At 31.4% G+C, this 17,894-nt stretch carries 15 protein-coding genes and 1 rRNA gene; 8 read left to right on the plus strand and 8 right to left on the minus strand.

Annotation, left to right across the window (positions count from 1 at the left end):
- The 4 genes from D2A34_RS25555 to D2A34_RS25570 all read right to left on the minus strand — a co-directional run.
- Positions 1–66: ribosomal RNA gene (locus D2A34_RS25555) — 16S ribosomal RNA — on the minus strand; the annotation flags it as partial.
- A gap of 607 nt (positions 67–673) precedes the next feature.
- Entirely contained in the window at positions 674–1,252 is a 579-nt protein-coding gene (gene pdxT / locus D2A34_RS25560) for a pyridoxal 5'-phosphate synthase glutaminase subunit PdxT (protein ID WP_079442450.1), read from the minus strand.
- Position 1,253: 1 nt separating this feature from the next.
- Positions 1,254–2,123 carry a pyridoxal 5'-phosphate synthase lyase subunit PdxS gene (pdxS, locus tag D2A34_RS25565; RefSeq protein WP_119368263.1) on the minus strand — a complete coding sequence of 290 codons (870 nt, stop codon included), beginning with the start codon at positions 2,121–2,123 and terminating at the stop codon, positions 1,254–1,256.
- 118 nt (positions 2,124–2,241) lie between these two features.
- The gene (locus tag D2A34_RS25570; protein WP_419261565.1) at positions 2,242–3,210 is read right to left on the minus strand and encodes a TRM11 family SAM-dependent methyltransferase; all 969 of its coding nucleotides are present in this window, start codon (positions 3,208–3,210) and stop codon (positions 2,242–2,244) included.
- 392 nt (positions 3,211–3,602) lie between these two features.
- Between D2A34_RS25570 and D2A34_RS25575 the strand changes: the two genes are divergently transcribed.
- From D2A34_RS25575 to D2A34_RS25595, 5 genes are read left to right on the plus strand one after another with little or no spacing between them, the layout of a single operon-like run.
- The gene (locus D2A34_RS25575) at positions 3,603–4,769 is read left to right on the plus strand and encodes an ABC transporter substrate-binding protein (protein WP_119368264.1); all 1,167 of its coding nucleotides are present in this window, start codon (positions 3,603–3,605) and stop codon (positions 4,767–4,769) included.
- A 22-nt stretch (positions 4,770–4,791) separates the two neighbouring features.
- Positions 4,792–5,667 carry a branched-chain amino acid ABC transporter permease gene (locus D2A34_RS25580; RefSeq protein ID WP_079441254.1) on the plus strand — a complete coding sequence of 292 codons (876 nt, stop codon included), beginning with the start codon at positions 4,792–4,794 and terminating at the stop codon, positions 5,665–5,667.
- A 10-nt stretch (positions 5,668–5,677) separates the two neighbouring features.
- On the plus strand, positions 5,678–6,643 hold the full coding sequence (locus D2A34_RS25585) for a branched-chain amino acid ABC transporter permease (RefSeq protein ID WP_079441255.1): 966 nt from the start codon (positions 5,678–5,680) through the stop codon (positions 6,641–6,643).
- A 4-nt stretch (positions 6,644–6,647) separates the two neighbouring features.
- A complete protein-coding gene (locus D2A34_RS25590) occupies positions 6,648–7,406 on the plus strand; it encodes an ABC transporter ATP-binding protein (RefSeq protein ID WP_079441256.1) in 759 nt (252 codons plus the stop codon).
- Positions 7,407–7,410: 4 nt separating this feature from the next.
- On the plus strand, positions 7,411–8,115 hold the full coding sequence (locus D2A34_RS25595; RefSeq protein ID WP_079441257.1) for an ABC transporter ATP-binding protein: 705 nt from the start codon (positions 7,411–7,413) through the stop codon (positions 8,113–8,115).
- A gap of 124 nt (positions 8,116–8,239) precedes the next feature.
- On the opposite strand, the gene D2A34_RS25600 is transcribed toward D2A34_RS25595, so the two are convergent.
- On the minus strand, positions 8,240–10,018 hold the full coding sequence (locus D2A34_RS25600) for a GGDEF domain-containing protein (protein WP_119368265.1): 1,779 nt from the start codon (positions 10,016–10,018) through the stop codon (positions 8,240–8,242).
- Positions 10,019–10,253: 235 nt separating this feature from the next.
- Between D2A34_RS25600 and D2A34_RS26985 the strand changes: the two genes are divergently transcribed.
- Positions 10,254–10,403, plus strand: a complete 150-nt coding sequence (locus D2A34_RS26985) for a hypothetical protein (protein ID WP_182629467.1) — start codon at positions 10,254–10,256, stop codon at positions 10,401–10,403.
- 298 nt (positions 10,404–10,701) lie between these two features.
- Positions 10,702–12,837, plus strand: a complete 2,136-nt coding sequence (locus D2A34_RS25605) for a sodium-translocating pyrophosphatase (RefSeq protein WP_079441259.1) — start codon at positions 10,702–10,704, stop codon at positions 12,835–12,837.
- Positions 12,838–13,035: 198 nt separating this feature from the next.
- Here D2A34_RS25605 and D2A34_RS25610 read toward each other — a convergent pair whose 3' ends face one another.
- Positions 13,036–15,009: a methyl-accepting chemotaxis protein gene (locus tag D2A34_RS25610; protein ID WP_119368266.1), complete on the minus strand. Its 1,974-nt coding sequence runs from the start codon at positions 15,007–15,009 to the stop codon at positions 13,036–13,038.
- A 316-nt stretch (positions 15,010–15,325) separates the two neighbouring features.
- Complete coding sequence (gene pdxR / locus D2A34_RS25615; protein ID WP_119368287.1) at positions 15,326–16,741, minus strand: MocR-like pyridoxine biosynthesis transcription factor PdxR; 1,416 nt, start codon at positions 16,739–16,741, stop codon at positions 15,326–15,328.
- A gap of 162 nt (positions 16,742–16,903) precedes the next feature.
- Here pdxR and D2A34_RS25620 point away from each other — a divergent pair, with 162 nt between their 5' ends.
- Positions 16,904–17,317: a CGGC domain-containing protein gene (locus D2A34_RS25620; protein WP_079441261.1), complete on the plus strand. Its 414-nt coding sequence runs from the start codon at positions 16,904–16,906 to the stop codon at positions 17,315–17,317.
- Between the two features lie 91 nt (positions 17,318–17,408).
- On the opposite strand, the gene D2A34_RS25625 is transcribed toward D2A34_RS25620, so the two are convergent.
- Complete coding sequence (locus D2A34_RS25625) at positions 17,409–17,891, minus strand: flavodoxin family protein (protein ID WP_119368267.1); 483 nt, start codon at positions 17,889–17,891, stop codon at positions 17,409–17,411.
- Positions 17,892–17,894: the final 3 nt, after the last annotated feature.

Raw genomic sequence — 17,894 nt, forward strand, 5'->3', positions numbered from 1 at the left:
CTCGACTTGCATGTGTTAAGCACGCCGCCAGCGTTCGTCCTGAGCCAGGATCAAACTCTCAATAAAAAGTTTAATCTTAGCTTACTCAAATAAAGAATTGCTGGTTTACTTAAATGTATTTATATATATTCTGTTCAATTTTCAAAGACCAATTTTTCTTTCTTACAACTACTGTTGTAATCTTTTGTTGTTTGCTGTCGTTTCTGACAACTTATTCAGTATAGCATCGCATTCAAAACTTGTCAACAACTTTTTTTAAAAACTTTTTGAACTTCATTTTCAGTTATTCTTTCAGTTTTAAGTTGTTTGGCTTGTGTCTTTCAGCGACGTGTTTTATCTTACCATATGCGCTTCTACTGATTTTCACTAAAATCATCATATACTCAGCTTATATTCTTAATCCCATATTATTCTCTGTTTTTCTACATTATTCTATTATTGATACACTAGGCTTAGTTAACTATCATTATTAACACTATTAACCCATAAAACTGATTTATATCTTATATCCACTTCTAGAGTCCAAACATTTGCTATGATAAATGTACTCATATATTTAGTAGTTTTCTATCTAATCAGATAGAAAACTACTAAAAAAGCATGCAAAAAGATTTTATTATCTGTTAATGAATTCTTAGTAATTTCTTCTTATATGTTATGGCTTACTTTCACATTACTTATTCTTCATCCAATTACCTTTCAAAAAATAATTCAAAAATCTTAAATCATCTGTCAATTCAGGATGAAAAGATGTTGCCATAATATTGTCCTGCTTAGCTGCTACTATTTTATCATCCAATTTACATAAAATTTTTGCATTTCCTTTTATTTCACTTATATACGGCGCTCTTATAAAAACTAGCTCCAGTTTCTCTTCTGAAATTTCATTTACTATTCTATGTGTTCTAAAGCTATCTTTCTGTGTTCCAAATGCATTTCTTCTAACTTTAATATTCATAAGTTCAAGATATTTCGATTCTTCATCCTCGATTTCATTTGCTAATAATATCATTCCTGCACATGTTCCCCATGTAGGCAGTCCTTTCCTTATCTTTTCCTTTAGTGGCTCGATAAGCTTCGTTACTCTTAGAAGTCTGCCTATGGTTGTACTCTCTCCCCCTGGCAATATTATTGCATCAATAATACCTAAATCTTTTTCCCTTTTTACTTCAACACCAATATGTCCTAGTCTTTTTATTTGGTTTAAATGTTCAATTACGCCACCTTGAAACGACAAAACCCCAACATTCATATTACCAACCTCTTTCAGCGAATTGGGTTTGAATCTCTTGTGCTGAAATTCCACTCATTGCTCCACCTAAATCAGTAGAAACCTCTGCTAATTTTTCCGGGTCATTATAATAAGTAGTAGCAAGAACTATTGCTCTTGCTCTCTTTTCCGGATTGTCAGACTTAAAGATACCCGAACCTACAAACACTCCTTCACTTCCTAGTTGCATCATAAGTGCTGCATCCGCAGGGCTTGCAATTCCACCTGCCGCGAAATTTACAACTGGCAGCTTCCCATTTTCCCAAACATATTTAACTAAATCATATGGTGCACTATAAGTCTTAGCCAAAGTCATTAATTCTTCCTTTGATGCACTTTGTATTTTTTTTATTTCTTCATTCATAGTTCTCATATGCTTAACTGCTTGCACCACATCTCCGGTTCCTGCTTCTCCTTTAGTTCTTATCATTGATGCACCTTCGCCAATTCTTCTTAGTGCCTCACCTATATTAGTTGCACCACAAACAAACGGAACTTTAAACTCTTCTTTATTTATATGATATTTATCATCAGCTGGTGTAAGTACTTCACTTTCATCAATAAAATCTATATTTAGTGCTTCTAGAATTTGAGATTCTACAAAATGTCCTATCCTGACTTTAGCCATAACTGGGATTGATACGGCCTGTTGAATTTCTTTTATCATCTTTGGATCTGACATTCTTGCCACTCCGCCTTCCTTTCTTATATCGGAAGGAACTCTTTCAAGAGCCATTACAGCACACGCCCCAGCCCTTTCTGCAATGATTGCTTCTTCCTTATTTGTAACATCCATGATTACCCCACCCTTTAACATTTGAGCAAGATTCTTATTCACTAATTTTCTCTCCATTGTATAACGCCCCCTTTTTTAATTACCTAATTATAATAAAATATGTATGGATACAATGCAAATGTACCCATACATTTTAGGTAATTATTAATTATCATTTATACAACCTTAGTTTTACCTACTCACAAATGCTTATATATCTCTTAAACTTACCTTTTAAAACAAATGATCTATCAATGATATTAAAACCTGCATTTATAATGTACTCATCCATATCTTCAAAAGTAACTATAACTAATCTTTTACTGATCCTGCGAGCAGTTTTAATAAGAGATGTTTGTTCCTCAATTGTTGTTGGCGTAAATAATCCATATGGCAAATCTATAATAGCAACATCATATTTGTCTTCTATATTATTCATATCTTCATTAGTTATAACATTTTTATATCCAAAGAATTCTAAGTTCTTTCGAGCATTTTCCGCAATGCTCTTATTGATTTCATACCCTAACACATTAACTCCCATTGACATAGCTTCAATAACAACTGTACCTATCCCACAACAAGGATCAATTAGTTTACAACTCAAATCATTTTTTACTGCTATATTTACTAATGCTCTAGCCACTCTTAAACTTAAAGAGTTTGAATATGAATAAGGCTTCTTATCATGAATATGCCACTCGTAGTCATTTCTCTCATACTCTCCTAGTATCCATCTTCCATTAACCTTCGTAATCCCAATTATAATTTGGGGATTATGCATTTGAGGTTCGCCTGTTATAACAAATCCAACTTTACTTATACTTCTTAATCTTTCCTCGTAACCTATATCCCCGTTTTCAATTTTTATATAACATACCTTAAAATCATTGTAAGCCAATCTATCCCTTGTAATACTTCTAAGAATATCTTCCAATGAATCTTCTTCATATATTATTGATATCATTTCTTTTATAAAAGGACTTCTTGAAGCACTTATATATGTATTCGAAAATAAAAACTTTTCATCCGGAGTTTGGTTAAAAAGACTTCTCATCTCCATCTTGCATAAATCTTCTTCAAATACTGGGTAATTAATAGCATAAAAATATCTTCTTTTAATATTACTATTTTGGCTATGCTTATTTTCTATTTCTTTTCTAATCAACTATCTTCAACCTCTTTACTTTAATATAATTATTTAAACTTTCTAGTAATAATACAAATTATTAATGAGATCTGCTCATATCGCATTAATTCAATATTATCACAATGTAGCTATACAATTACTATTTATAATTTTATTATATGTTTTTCTATTTACTACACATTTTTTAAATAATGTATCTTTTTAGGTCACCTTATGTATTGTGATACTGTTTTCAGTCTATATTTATTATTTTTTATATAAAATATTAAATATCATTCTTGTAGTTATTCATTTGGTATGTTATTATATCCATAATATAAATATTTGTAATATATTATTTTGTTAATATATCACGGAACAAATTATTATTTTGATATTATTGCTTATGGCAAAAAGGGAGGATAATTATGAAAAAGAATTTAGTTTCTGGAATTTTAGCTTCTGTTATGGCTATGACTTTTCTTGCTGGCTGTAGCGGAAATTCAACAGGGGGTAACTCTGGTACAAGTAGTGCAGGAGATGTAATTAAAATTGGTGCTATTGGACCTTTATCTGGAGCAGCATCAACGTATGGTGTATCTGTAAAAGAAGGTGCTCAATTATTAGAAAAGGAAGTTAATGGTGCTGGCGGTATCAGCGGTAAAAAAATTCAATTTATTTTTGAAGATGATCAGGCTGAGCCTAACTCAGCAATGCAGGCTTTCAACAAATTAGTTGATGATGAAAAAGTAAGTGCTATACTCGGACCTGTTACATCAGGTGCAACACTTGCAGTTGCTCCAAATGCAACATCAAGACAAATACCTATGATTACACCAACAGCTACAGAGCCAACTATAACAAATGTTGGTGGAGAATACATGTTTAGAGGATGTTTTGTTGACTCTTTCCAAGGAGATGTTCTTGCAAAGTATGCTAATGAGACTCTAAAATCAAAAACTGCTGCAGTATTATATAATGCTGGTTCAGATTACTCAAAAGGAATAGCTGATAGCTTTAAATCAAAATTTGAAGCTTCTGGTGGAAAAGTTGGTGAATTCCTTACTTATAATGATAAAGATACTGACTTTAAAGCTCAATTAACTAAAATTAAAAGTTTAAATCCAGATATAATAGTATTACCTGATTACTATAACGTTGTTGGTCTTATTGCAAAACAAGCTAGAGGAATGGGACTTCAATCACAATTACTTGGCGGAGACGGTTGGGAATCAGAAGAATTAACTAAAATTGGTGGAGATGCTGTAAATGGTGCATTATACATTAATCACTACTATTCAGGAGATACAGATAGCGCTGTAAAGACATTCGTTGAGTCTTATAAAAAAGAATATAATAAAGAACCAGACGCTTTTGCAGCTCTTGGATATGATACTGCTAAAATTCTAGTTAAAGCAATTGAAAAAGCTGGCAAGACAGATAGTACTGCAATTAAAGAAGCTTTGGCAGGTATGGAAATGAACAGTGTTACTGGTAACATCAAATTTAATAGTGAAAGAAGTGCTATAAAAAGTGCTGCAATAATTAAAGTTGATGGAGACAAGAAAATTTTAGCTGGTAAAGTTAACCCTTAATACTTAAAAGGAGGAATATACAATGGAATTTTTACAACAGCTCATAAATGGATTGGCTTTAGGAAGCGTATATGCCCTCCTAGCATTAGGTTATACAATGGTTTATGGAATTATACAACTAATAAACTTTGCTCATGGTGAAATATATATGATAGGAGCCTTCGCAGGCTTCTATTCTGCTTCAACGCTAAAATTACCATTAATTCCAACATTATTAATTGCTATGGTAGCTTCAGCTTTGGCAGGCATTATTATAGAGAAAATTGCGTATAAGCCACTAAGAAATTCTCCAAGAATAACTTTGCTTATCACAGCAATCGGAGTTTCTCTATTCTTGCAAAATGTTATGAGAGCTAATGTTGGTTCAAATCCTAAACCATTCCCTGATTTAATCAATGCTGGGACAATAAATATAGGACCTATTCAGATTGAAGTTAAAACAATATTGATGTTTGCAGTATCTGCTGCTCTAGTTATATTACTTCAATTTATAGTTTATAAAACTAAAATTGGAAAAGCCATGAGAGCCTCTTCTCAAGATATGGAAGCCGCTTCTCTTATGGGAATAAACGTTAATAATACTATTTCAATAACATTTGCTATAGGATCTGCATTGGCTGGTATAGCTGGAGTTTTAGTTGCAATCTCTTATCCTAGTATAACTCCTTACATGGGTGTTATGCCTGGCCTTAAGGCTTTCGTTGCAGCAGTATTGGGTGGAATTGGTAGTATTCCAGGAGCTCTTATCGGTGGAATTGCTATTGGATTGCTTGAGACTTTTTCTAAGGCCTATATATCAACTAATTTCTCTGATGCAATAGTTTTTGCAATTCTTATTATAATACTTTTGATTAAGCCCGCTGGTCTATTAGGCAAAAAGGCCAATGTGAAAGTGTAGGTGCGTTGATATGAAGAATTTTTCAAATAAAAAGATACTATTCACTTTAATAGGCACTTTAATCTCATATGCAATTTTATTCGGGCTAATGAGTGCAAAAGTTATAAACTCATATTATATGGGAATTATCACATTAGTTTTGATTAACATTATTTTAGCTGTTTCTCTAAACTTAATTGTTGGATTTACAGGACAGTTAAGTTTAGGCCATGCCGGTTTTATGTCAATTGGTGCTTATGTATCAGCTATAGTCACTCAAAAAGCAGGCATGCCGCTTTTAGTTTCAGTACTTATTGGAGCAATAATTGCATGTATATTCGCTGCTTTAATAGGTTATCCTACATTAAAGCTTACAGGTGATTATTTTGCTATAACCACATTGGCATTTGGTGAAATCATAAGAATAGTTATTATGAACATTGATGCTGTTGGTGGTGCCCGTGGTTTTACAGGTATTCCAAAGAAAACAACCTTCAGTATAGCCTTTTTAGTAATGGTTATTACTATTCTAGTAATATATAACATAATTCATTCATCACAGGGTCGAGCAATGCTTTCTGTTCGTGAAAATGAAATAGCTGCTCAATCAATGGGTATAAATGCATTTAAATATAAAATGATGGCGTTCATTATTGGTGCCTTTTTTGCTGGTATTGCTGGCGGATTATACGCTCACTATATGGGCTATATACAACCAGTATCATTCGATTTTAATAAATCAATAGATTACTTAACTTTCGTAGTATTTGGAGGAATGGGGTCATTATCTGGCTCAATTATAGCAACTATAATATTAACTTTCTTACCAGAGCTTCTTAGAGGTCTTGGCGATTATAGAATGATAATATACCCATTAGCACTGATAGTTCTTATGATATTTAGACCACAAGGATTATTAGGTGATAAAGAAGTATCGTTTAAAATATTTAGTAAGTTACTACCTAAAAAAGAATCAAAGGACAGAGAGGAGGTTTAACTCAATGTTAGATGTTCAAAATTTATCAATTGTATTCGGTGGATTAAAGGCGGTTTCCGATTTTAATCTTACTATAAATGAAAAAGAAATTGTTGGCCTTATAGGACCTAACGGTGCTGGAAAAACAACTGTATTTAATATGCTAACAGGTGTTTATACTCCAACTCAAGGTACTATATCTTACCTTGGAGAAAGAATCCAAGGTCTTAAGCCTTATAATATTACAAAAAAGAAAATAGCTAGAACTTTTCAAAACATTCGTCTATTTTCTAGATTAACTGTTCTTGATAATGTAAAAGTAAGTTTTAATTATAGAATTCAATATTCACTTTTTGATTCTATATTTAGAACTCCTAAGTTTAGAAAGACAGAAGCAGATATTACAGCTAAGAGCATTGAGTTGTTAAAAGTTTTTTCTCTTGATTCAAAAAAAGATGAATTAGCTAGTAACCTTCCTTACGGAGAACAAAGAAAACTTGAAATAGTAAGAGCTCTAGCCGCTGAACCATCTTTATTATTATTAGATGAACCGGCTGCTGGAATGAATCCTCAAGAAACAATTGAACTTATGGAACTTATAAACTGGATTAAAGATAAATATCATATTTCGATTCTTCTAATAGAGCATGACATGAAACTTGTTATGGGTATTTGTGATAAAATAGCAGTTCTTGATTACGGAAAGAAAATTGCTGAAGGTACCCCTGATGAAATCAAAAACAATCCTAAGGTAATTGAAGCTTACCTTGGAGAGGGGGCTTAGAGAAATGTTAAAAGTAGATAATATTAATCTATACTATGGAGTAATCCAAGCTCTAAAAGATATCTCCCTTGAAGTTAAACAAGGTGAAATAGTTACTTTAATCGGTGCTAACGGTGCTGGTAAAACCTCAACTCTTAGAGCTATATCAGGATTAGAGCCATTAAAATCAGGTACTGTTACGTTTAAAGGATCTTCATTAAACAAAGTTCCTGCGAATAGAATAGTTTCTTTAGGACTTTCTCATGTACCAGAGGGAAGAAGAGTTTTTCCTCAATTAAGCGTTTTAGAAAATCTTGAATTAGGCGCTTACCTTAGAAAAGATAAAGCTGGAATTAAACAAGATATGGAGATGGTATTTTCTAAATTTCCAAGATTGAAGGAAAGAGAAAAACAACAAGCTGGTACTCTTTCTGGTGGCGAACAACAAATGCTTGCGATTGGTAGGGCACTTATGAATAGGCCGGAAATGCTTATTCTTGATGAACCTTCTATGGGGCTTGCGCCTCTTGTCGTTAAAGATATCTTCGATACCATTGTTGAAATAAATAAATCTGGAACAACCATACTTTTAGTTGAACAAAATGCTAATATGGCGCTTGCTATTGCACATAGAGCTTATGTTCTTGAAACTGGTAAAATAGTTAAGTCTGGAGATGCAAAAGAGCTTCTTAATGATGAGAGTATTAAGAGCGCTTATCTTGGAGAATAAACCTATTGGTTTTCTTGAGGCTAATTTAAATAAATACAATAAAAATGAGAGTAGGTAGTTATAAAAATTACCTGCTCTCATCTTTATTATATTTAGGAATTAGGCTAACTTATTTAAATATATATTAAATTATTAAGTAACAGCTTCCATTATTTTGTTTACATCTTTTCTTAAGCTTACTTGATTCTTTGGCTAATGCATGTACACTTTCAAATTCCCTTCTCTTATTAGTTAATCCTGCTATAGATACAGATACTAGTGGAAACTTCTCTACTATACTATGCCTATTTTGAGCTGTTATATATCCATTATTAATATCCTTCTCATCATAACACTCTAATGTATTTGAATCAAAATCATTTATTATTTTTTTACATAGTTTTTCCGCTTTCCAATATCCTACTATAACAATAAAATCGTCACCACCAATATGTCCAATAAAGTCCCTGCATGAAATATTCGAGCTTATTGCCTTTGCTAAAAGTTTTATTATCTTGTCACCATTTTCAAATCCATATACATCATTATAAGGTTTAAAATTATCAATATCAAAATACAATACACAATATTGTTCTTTTGAAAATATACACTTTTCAAGCTTTTGCTCAATTATAACATTACCCGGAAGACCTGTAAGTGGATTTGAATGTCTAGCATTATCCACTTCTATTTCTATTGTCTTTTCAATTAAATCCTTTATTGTTACCATTCCATAATACTTCGAATCTTTGGTTACAGTAATATGATCATACAATGTATCTTTAGATCTTGCCATTGCAAGCTTTATTACCATATCAATCGGCATTTTATAATCAACACTCAAGAAATTAGTATTCATTATATTTGATATGGCTTTAGATGAATACAAGCTATATCCATACTGCCACCCTAATTTGCTATAAAACGAATTCCTTGTTACGACTCCTTTTACATAACCATTATCTACAATGCATATTCCTAATAAGTCTTGATTTTTTTTAAACTTAGAATCAATATCAGAAACTAAAATATCTGGTTCTTCTATTTCTATTTTTTTAGCTATACTACTAATATACACATTAGCTATATTATACCCATATTGACTATCTTCTTTTATATTTAACTTTTTTATTAAATTAATAACTTCATTTTTAATTGGAAGTATAGATGCCTCTGGTTTTTGAATAAAATACCCTTGCCCATACTGAACTCCTATATCCACAAGAGTTCTTAACTCATCCTTTGTTTCTATTCCCTCCGCAATCAAACTACAATTTGTTAATTTTGAGAATTCATGCATACTTTTAATTATTGCTTGTTTCGTAGAATGTTTATCAACATCACGAATAAGTTCCATATCTAATTTAATGTAATGTGGGTTAATATGTGCTATTCTATTTAATCCTGAATTACCTGATCCTGCATCATCAATAGCTATTTTATATTTTTGATTTTTCCAATCTTCAATGGTTTCTTTAAAACTGCTCATATCATTAATATCATTTCTTTCCGTTATCTCAAAAATTATATTATCAGAGCTAAGATGATATTTTTTTAAATAATCTTTTGTAAAGGAATTTTTAAATTTTGAGCTATCAATAATATTGGGATTAATATTTAAAAATATTTTTGCATTTATGTTTTTTTCTGAAATATTTTCTAATGCCTTAGATCGAAATAATTCTTCAATCTCCCATAGCTTATTGAACTTTCTAGCTATATTCAAAAGTATCTCTGGATTTTTCATGTGTGAATTTTTTGGACCTCTACTTAATGCTTCATACCCCATCACACTCCCATCTATAAGAGAAATAATTGGTTGAAAAACAGATTTTATATTAGCATTTTCAATTATATTGCAGAATTCTTCATATTCATTCTTTTCATATTCTTGCCCATAAAAATCATTCATCAATATTTCCATCTTTTCATTTCACACCCTCTGCTATGAATTATAGAATAAGACCTTTTATAATCCCAATGAATATAATATTTGTCGTACACATCCCTACTCTTAATTACTATCATAGTATTGTAAAGTTAAATTAATATATTATTTATGTAAAATTCATGTAAATTAGAGAATATAAAAATGAATATATTTTTATTTATAAGACAAACTATAGGTATACTAAAAGTATTAATAGGAGGTCATATTTATGGGCGAAGAAGAAAAAAAAATGTTACATGATAAAGCTAAGAAAATGATGATTGATGGCGAACGCTTTGCTACTATAAGAGAAAAAACTCATTTAAGATTAAAGGACCTAAGAAGAATTCAAAGAGATGAAATAAATCCTAAGTTCTAAATAAAAATTTTTGTTTATCCTAGCAAAGTATATTCTCTTGCTATTTATAAAAAAAATCAAACTATTATTTTATGAAATTCTTATTTGTGAATAACAGCTCTCTTAACAAAAGTAAAGTAGATATCTATAGAATTGCTTATGTTCTTTAGATATCTATTTATTTTGTATTACTTACCATATTAATGCATACCATGTTTATTATATAAAAAATAAAAATATTTGTAATTTTCTGAATATTATATTGTATAATATAAATGTATAATATTTATATTTCAAAAAAATAAAGGGGATGTTTTAAATGGTACCATATTTAATTCTTATCTATAGTGTCATAATTATTTCACTTATTGTAATTGTTTATTTAGTTAAGTACACATTTTCTCAAGACAAAGGTACTAGTCAGATGCAAGAAATATCAACGTACATTAGAGAAGGTGCTATGGCATTTATTAAAAGACAGTATAAAACTATATTTATTCTATCCATTCTAGCTTTATTTTTAATTATACTATCTAATTATTTAGGTAACATATCAAAAGGTTCTGGCTTAGCTATATCCATATCCCTACATACTGGTATAGCCTTTATTACTGGTGCATTTTGCTCTGCTTTATCTGGTTATATTGGTATGTATATGGCTGTGAATTCAAACATAAGAGCTGCTGCTGGCGCTAAAAATGGTCTAAATAATGCTCTTCAGATAGCTCTAAAAGGTGGCGCTGTTACTGGACTAGCTGTTACTGCACTATCTCTTTTAGGTGTTGCTTCTCTATTCCTAATATATGGAGGATTTTCAGGAAATGATACCTTAATAAAAGAGGCGCCATCTCTCATCATTGGATTTGGATTTGGTGCTTCCTTTGTTGCACTTTTTGCACAGCTTGGTGGTGGTATATATACAAAAGCTGCAGACGTAGGTGCTGACCTCGTTGGAAAAGTTGAAGCTGGTATCCCAGAAGATGATCCTAGAAATCCAGCTGTTATTGCTGATCTTGTTGGAGATAATGTTGGTGATTGCGCTGGAAGAGGTGCTGATCTTTTTGAATCGACTGCCGCTGAAAATATAGGTGCTATGATTCTTGGTGTCGCACTTTATCCTATTTTTGGTTGGAAAGGAATACTATTCCCTCTTGTTGCACGTGCCCTAGGTATTGTGGCCTCAATAGTAGGAATATTTTCTGTTAAAGTGAAGAATGATTCTGATGATCCGATGAAAGCACTAAAAAACGGATTTGTTGTAACTTCACTAATTAACCTAGTACTTCTATTTTTCGTAGTGAAAAATATGTTGAGTGGATCACTTACAACTGGAGGTACTGTAAATTATATTTATTTATATGGGTGTGCCGTTGCTGGAGTACTACTTAGTTATGTATTTGTAGTTATAACAGATTATTATACTTCAATAACACATAAGCCTGTAAAAGATATCGCAACTGCTTCTAAAACTGGTGCTGGAACTAACATAATAACCGGATTATCGGTTGGAATGGAATCGACTGCACTACCTGTAATATGTATTTCTATATGTATATTTATATCTTATAAGTTAAGCGAATTGGCATTACCAAGTGTTGCAAATGCAGGATTATACGGTACAGCGATTGCGACAATGGGAATGCTCTCAACATGTACCTATATCCTTGCTATGGATACCTTCGGTCCAATAACTGATAATGCAGGTGGGATTACAGAAATGTCTGGTGCTCCTGAAGAAATTAGAATTATAACTGATAGATTAGATGCATGTGGTAATACTACAAAAGCATTGACAAAAGGCTATGCAGTAGGATCTGCCGCTCTAGCAACGTTCCTATTATTTTCTGCATACTTAGATGAAGTAAAGAGAATACTTGGTAAACCTTTAGATTCATGGTTTTCAGTAGATATTGGAAAACCTGAAGTGTTTATTGGAGGTTTTATAGGCGCTATGATAGTATTCTTATTTAGCTCTACTGCAATAAGTGCTGTTGGTAGAGCTGCTCAATATGTAATACTTGAAGTTAGGCGACAATTTAAAGAAATTCCAGGTATAATGGAAGGAACATCAAAACCTGATTATGCTCGTTGTGTTGATATTGTTACAAAAGGAGCCTTAAAAGAAATGATACTTCCAGGAATAATAGTAATCTCTGCCCCTGTACTAGTTGGAATTATTTTAGGTAAAGAATCTGCTGCTGGTTTTCTAATGATAACTACGATTACTGGTGTTATTATGGCTTTATTTTTAAATAATGGTGGTGGTGCATGGGATAATGCTAAAAAACTTATTGAGCTAGGAGAACATGGTGGTAAAAATTCAGAAGCACACAAAGCCAGTGTTGTCGGTGATACAGTAGGTGATCCATTTAAGGATACCGCTGGTCCATCACTTCATGTACTTATAAAACTTGTAAGTACTCTAACTTTAGTATTCGTAGCATTATTTGCATAATTATTCTTCATAGAACGTCTCAATTCTTGTTATTGAGGCGTTCTATATTTTAATCAGAATTATTGGTTTTATTATCATTTTCAGGTGCTTTGCCTAAAAAAGTATACATACTGAAGTTTTTATGTTGCTAATTCTAAGGTATTAAGTAATTATAAAAAAAGAAGATTCCATTCTAAGGAAATCCTCTTTTTAAAAATATTATATACTAAATCTTCTGATGCAGCCTTTTAATTCATCTGCCATTTTATTCAATTTCTCAACTTCTACTACTATATTTTCACTATAAGTTGTTTGCTCTTCTGTAGATGCTGTTACTTCCTCAGTACTTGCTGCCGTTTGCTCTGATACTGCTAAGATTCTTTCCATATCCTGCTGAATATTTTCTCCATCACCTTTTACACCTTCAGTTGAACTTGAAATTTCTTGTATTTCACTAGCAATTTCATTTACAATCCTTAAAATATCCTCAAAAATTCTAGAAGTATTTTGGACCGCTTCATTTTGTTGGGTGATAGCTTCTGTTGCACATCTAGCGCTATCCACGGCTGTCTTTGTAGCATTTTGAATATCTTTAATAATTGTTTGAATTTTTCCGATGGATGTTTGCGATTCTTCTGCAAGCTTTCTAACTTCATCAGCAACAACTGCAAATCCCTTTCCCTGTTCTCCAGCCCTTGCCGCCTCAATAGCAGCATTCAGCGCCAATAGATTAGTTTGTTCTGATATACTTTCTATTACTTCTATGATTTGTCCAATCTGAACAGTTTTATCATTTAAATTAAAAATTACTTTTGATACTTGCTCAACTGCAGTAGTGCTTTCATCCATTTTAACATCTTGCTCTTTAACAATTTCTACACCGCTTTTAACTAATTTCTCAGCTTTTGATGAAGATTCAAGTGAATGATTACTACTACCTGCAATCTCTTCTATAGTTCTTACAATTTTATTAATTGAACCAAATGCATTTTCAACGCTTTTAGCCTGTTCATCACTTCCCAATGCTAATTGACTTGTTGCTTCTGCAATCTGATTAGATACAACCTCAGCTTGCTTAGATGAATTTAATACATCCCTGGTTGATATTGTTACATTTTCAGATGCTGAGGAAATTTGTTGAACTAAATTCTTTAAGTTTTCCCTCATCTCCATAAATGCTTTTGATAAATCTCCTACTTCATCACCTGAAGTAATTTTGAAATCATAGGCTAAATTCCCTTGAGCTAATTGCTCAGCCGCCTTTTTTAAAACTAATAATGGCTTTATCATGCTTTTTGATAAAACAAATCCGATTATAATAGTAACTACTAAAATAAGTGCTGATATACTAACCATTTTTATTTGAGTTTGAGTAATTGACGAAAAAGCATCTTCTTGAGTTTGCCTAACAACAACAGCCCATCCTGTTGTTGGTACATTAGTATAACTACCAAATACCTTCACCCCGTTATAATCATATAATTGAGCTCCTGATTCTCTCGTTAAAGCCTTCTTAACTATTTCCACATCTGAGACATTGCTTCGTTCTTCAACCATTTTTTTATCAGGATGCGCTAATATTTGTCCTTGTGTATCTGTTATAAAAGCATATCCAGTATCTCCAATAGTAATCTTACTTCTCATTTCTTCTAGTACACTTAAATCTAACGTTGCACCTAATATACCTTTGAACTCACCGTCACTATCAATAATTGGAATAGCTATAACTATTGCTGGTTTTCCTGTCGTTTTAGAAATCAACACATCACTAACAACAGTTTTCTTATTTGATGATATAGCCTTAAAATAATCTCTGTCAGACATATTATCGAATTTATCTTTTCCATCTGACCTTGCCACTTGCTGTCCATTAGTGTCTGTTACAAATATAAGAGCAAAATCCGACTCTTTCTTATTAACTTCCTCTAGAAGTGTCTTTTGATCCTGAGGATTATATAACCTTAAATCATTAGTAACCGCTATTCCTTCCAGTACAGAAATATGCTTTGATATAAATGCATCTATCTGTTCACTTAATCCTGTTGATAGTTCTTTTGTAGTATAGGTCAAATTATTATTGATTGCAGTTACTTGAGAATTTGTCGATAATACCCCTATTACTGATACGGATAATATAACAAGTACAATTAACAATGAGATTATTTTTGTCCCTAATTTTATATTTTTAAACATATTATCTCCCCCTAACACAATTTAAATATATTTTAATTATGATATTTCATCATAATTAGTATCTAAACATATATCTGTATAAATCACACTCATAAGTAATTACATAATTTTCAAATGGTGCTTACTTTTTTATCGAATATTGTTGCCAATACTAAACACTTATTTCAAAGTTGTCTGAAAAATTATCATTATTCCCTAGTTACCAATAATATCAACAAAAATGAGTTCCTTGAAATTAAATCAAGAAACTCAAATATATATAATTTATTTAATATAATAATAATTTATCCTTAATTATTAACTCTGAAAATTATCTTTACAATGACCATGCCTTAACAAGCGCTTTTACTCCCTCAACAATTTCACTTTCTGACATATTGCCAAATCCCAATAAAACCATATTATTTGTATACTTTTCTTGTCTCATCCAAAATGCAGATACTGGGTAAACCTTAACTCCATAATATTCTGCCTTATCTATTAACCCTTTCTCATCCGGTCCATTATTGAATTCTAATATTATATGTAAACCTGCATTTTTTCCGTGAATTATAACTTTCTCTCCTATTAACTCATTAATTGTATTAATCAGTATATCATGCTTTCTTTTATTAGAAATGCATATTTTCCGTAAATGCCTTTCCCAATATCCTAAAGACATAAACTGTTGAAGTATCCTTTGTTGAACTAATGAAACAGACGCATGATATCTACTAAAACACTTATCATAAATATCTACCCACGGTTTAGGCAATACAATATAACCCATACGCAGGCTCGGCGATAACGATTTTGAGAATGTGCCAATATATACAACAGTTTCTGCACCGCTTATACCTTGTATCGCTGGAATAGGTCTAGATTTATACCTTAATTCACTATCATAATCATCTTCAATTATAATTCCGCCTCTTCTTACAGACCATTCTAACAATTTCAGTCGTTTTGAAATTGGCATAACAGCTCCTGTTGGAAATTGGTGCGATGGAGTTACATACACTATTTTTGCAGAACTATTTTCCAGATCCTCAATTTTTATTCCATCCTCATCCAATCCAATGGGTATAACTTCATAACCATTGTTAATAAATATGTTTCTTGCACCATTATATCCTGGATCTTCAATTGCAATCTGATTTGAATCACTTCGAAAAAGTTGGCATAATAAACTTAGAGATTGACCAATTCCTGAAGAAATGATTACTTGCTCAGAGCTACAATAAACACCTCTAGATTTGTTCAAATAATTCATAATTTCTATTTGCAATTCTACTTCACCTTTATTCGAATTATATGACATAATATCCTCAGTACTTATGGTTGATAAGCACTTATTAGATATTTTTCTCCACAATTGTATTGGAAAATTTGAAGAGCTTAAATTCCCATATTGAAAATCATATTGATAAATTCTATCAGTGCTCGTTTTTTGAATTTTATTATTATCATCCTTACTCTTTAGTCGTTGTTCGTTTAATTTAGAAATTATAGTATTATCCAATTTTTCAACAACAAACCCACTCCCAGCTTTACTTGAAATATAGCCTTCTGAAGATAGCTGTAGATAAGCATTTTCTACTGTGTTTCTGCTAACCTTTAGTGTTTCTGCAAGATTGCGTGTAGATGTTAGCTTATAACCCTTAGGTAATTCTCCCGAAATTATTTCCTTCTTTAATGCTTCATAAATCTGCATATATAAAGGTTTAGATGAATTATTCTCTACAATAATCATTTTCATTAACACACCCCCACGAGTAAACTGTATCCTATAAATCATATAAAACTGGCACTTTTTCCAATTACAGATTGATTGTATAATTGTCTTATATAAAAGTCAATGCATGTAAATCAGGAATTATCTTATGCAATTATTTCTAAAGGGGGCTAAAAATAAATGGACAAAAAATATGTAGTTATTATTCAATGTGACATTGCTCACAACCGTTGTAGTGGTTTTGCTTGTACAAATGCTTTCTACAACAAAGATGGTGTTTTTGAAAGTTATTCTGATTCTACTAAGTATATCTCATTTACCTGTGGTGGATGCTGTGGAAAAAGTATTGCTGCTAAATTAGAACATCTATCTAAAAAACTTAAAGTAAAAAACAATATTGAAAAAGATGAAGTTGTTATACATTTATCATCTTGCATGGCAACTGATAACTATCATTATGATAGATGTCCACATATTGATTATATTAAATCTATAATTTCTAAAAAAGGCTATAAAAATCTTATTGAAGGCTCTTACATAAGTAAAGGTGCTAATAAAAAAAGAACTGAAGGAACTTATAATTCCTATAGCTAGAAATTATAAACTGAAAAAGAGGATACAATATTAAATACCATATCCTCTTTCTTATTATTATATTTTACAACCGTAACTTAATAATTATTATTTATTTAATAATGGCTTTTATCCACTCTCTCGCTCTTATAATATTATTATCTTTATCCTTTTTAAGTGGATCCTCAAATGCTATTTCACCTAAAAAGTTATTTCCTTGTAACCTCTCTTTAAATTTAACAAAAGCTTTTCCTTCCTTTCCTCCGCCATGACAGCAGAATAGGGCTACTTTCTTATTCTTAATACTATGTTTTTCAAAAAAGGTATTAAAAACTGGTACAAAATTACTTGCCCATATAGGAGTACCAAATACTATTAAATCATATTTTGAGAAATCAACCTTTATATCATTTATTTCAGGTTTCTCGCCAAATAATACCTGCTTCCCACCCCAAAAGTATTTTCTCAAACCTTTGTTCGGTATTTCTTGTTTAGGTTTTATTTCAACGATATCTCCTTGCAGTTCATCATTTATTGCATTCGCAATAATATTTGTATTACCCTCCAATGAGTAAAAAATTGTTAAGGCCTTCATAAC

This window comes from Clostridium chromiireducens, assembly GCF_003575225.1.
In the GTDB taxonomy this organism is placed as follows: Bacteria; Bacillota; Clostridia; order Clostridiales; family Clostridiaceae; genus Clostridium; species Clostridium chromiireducens.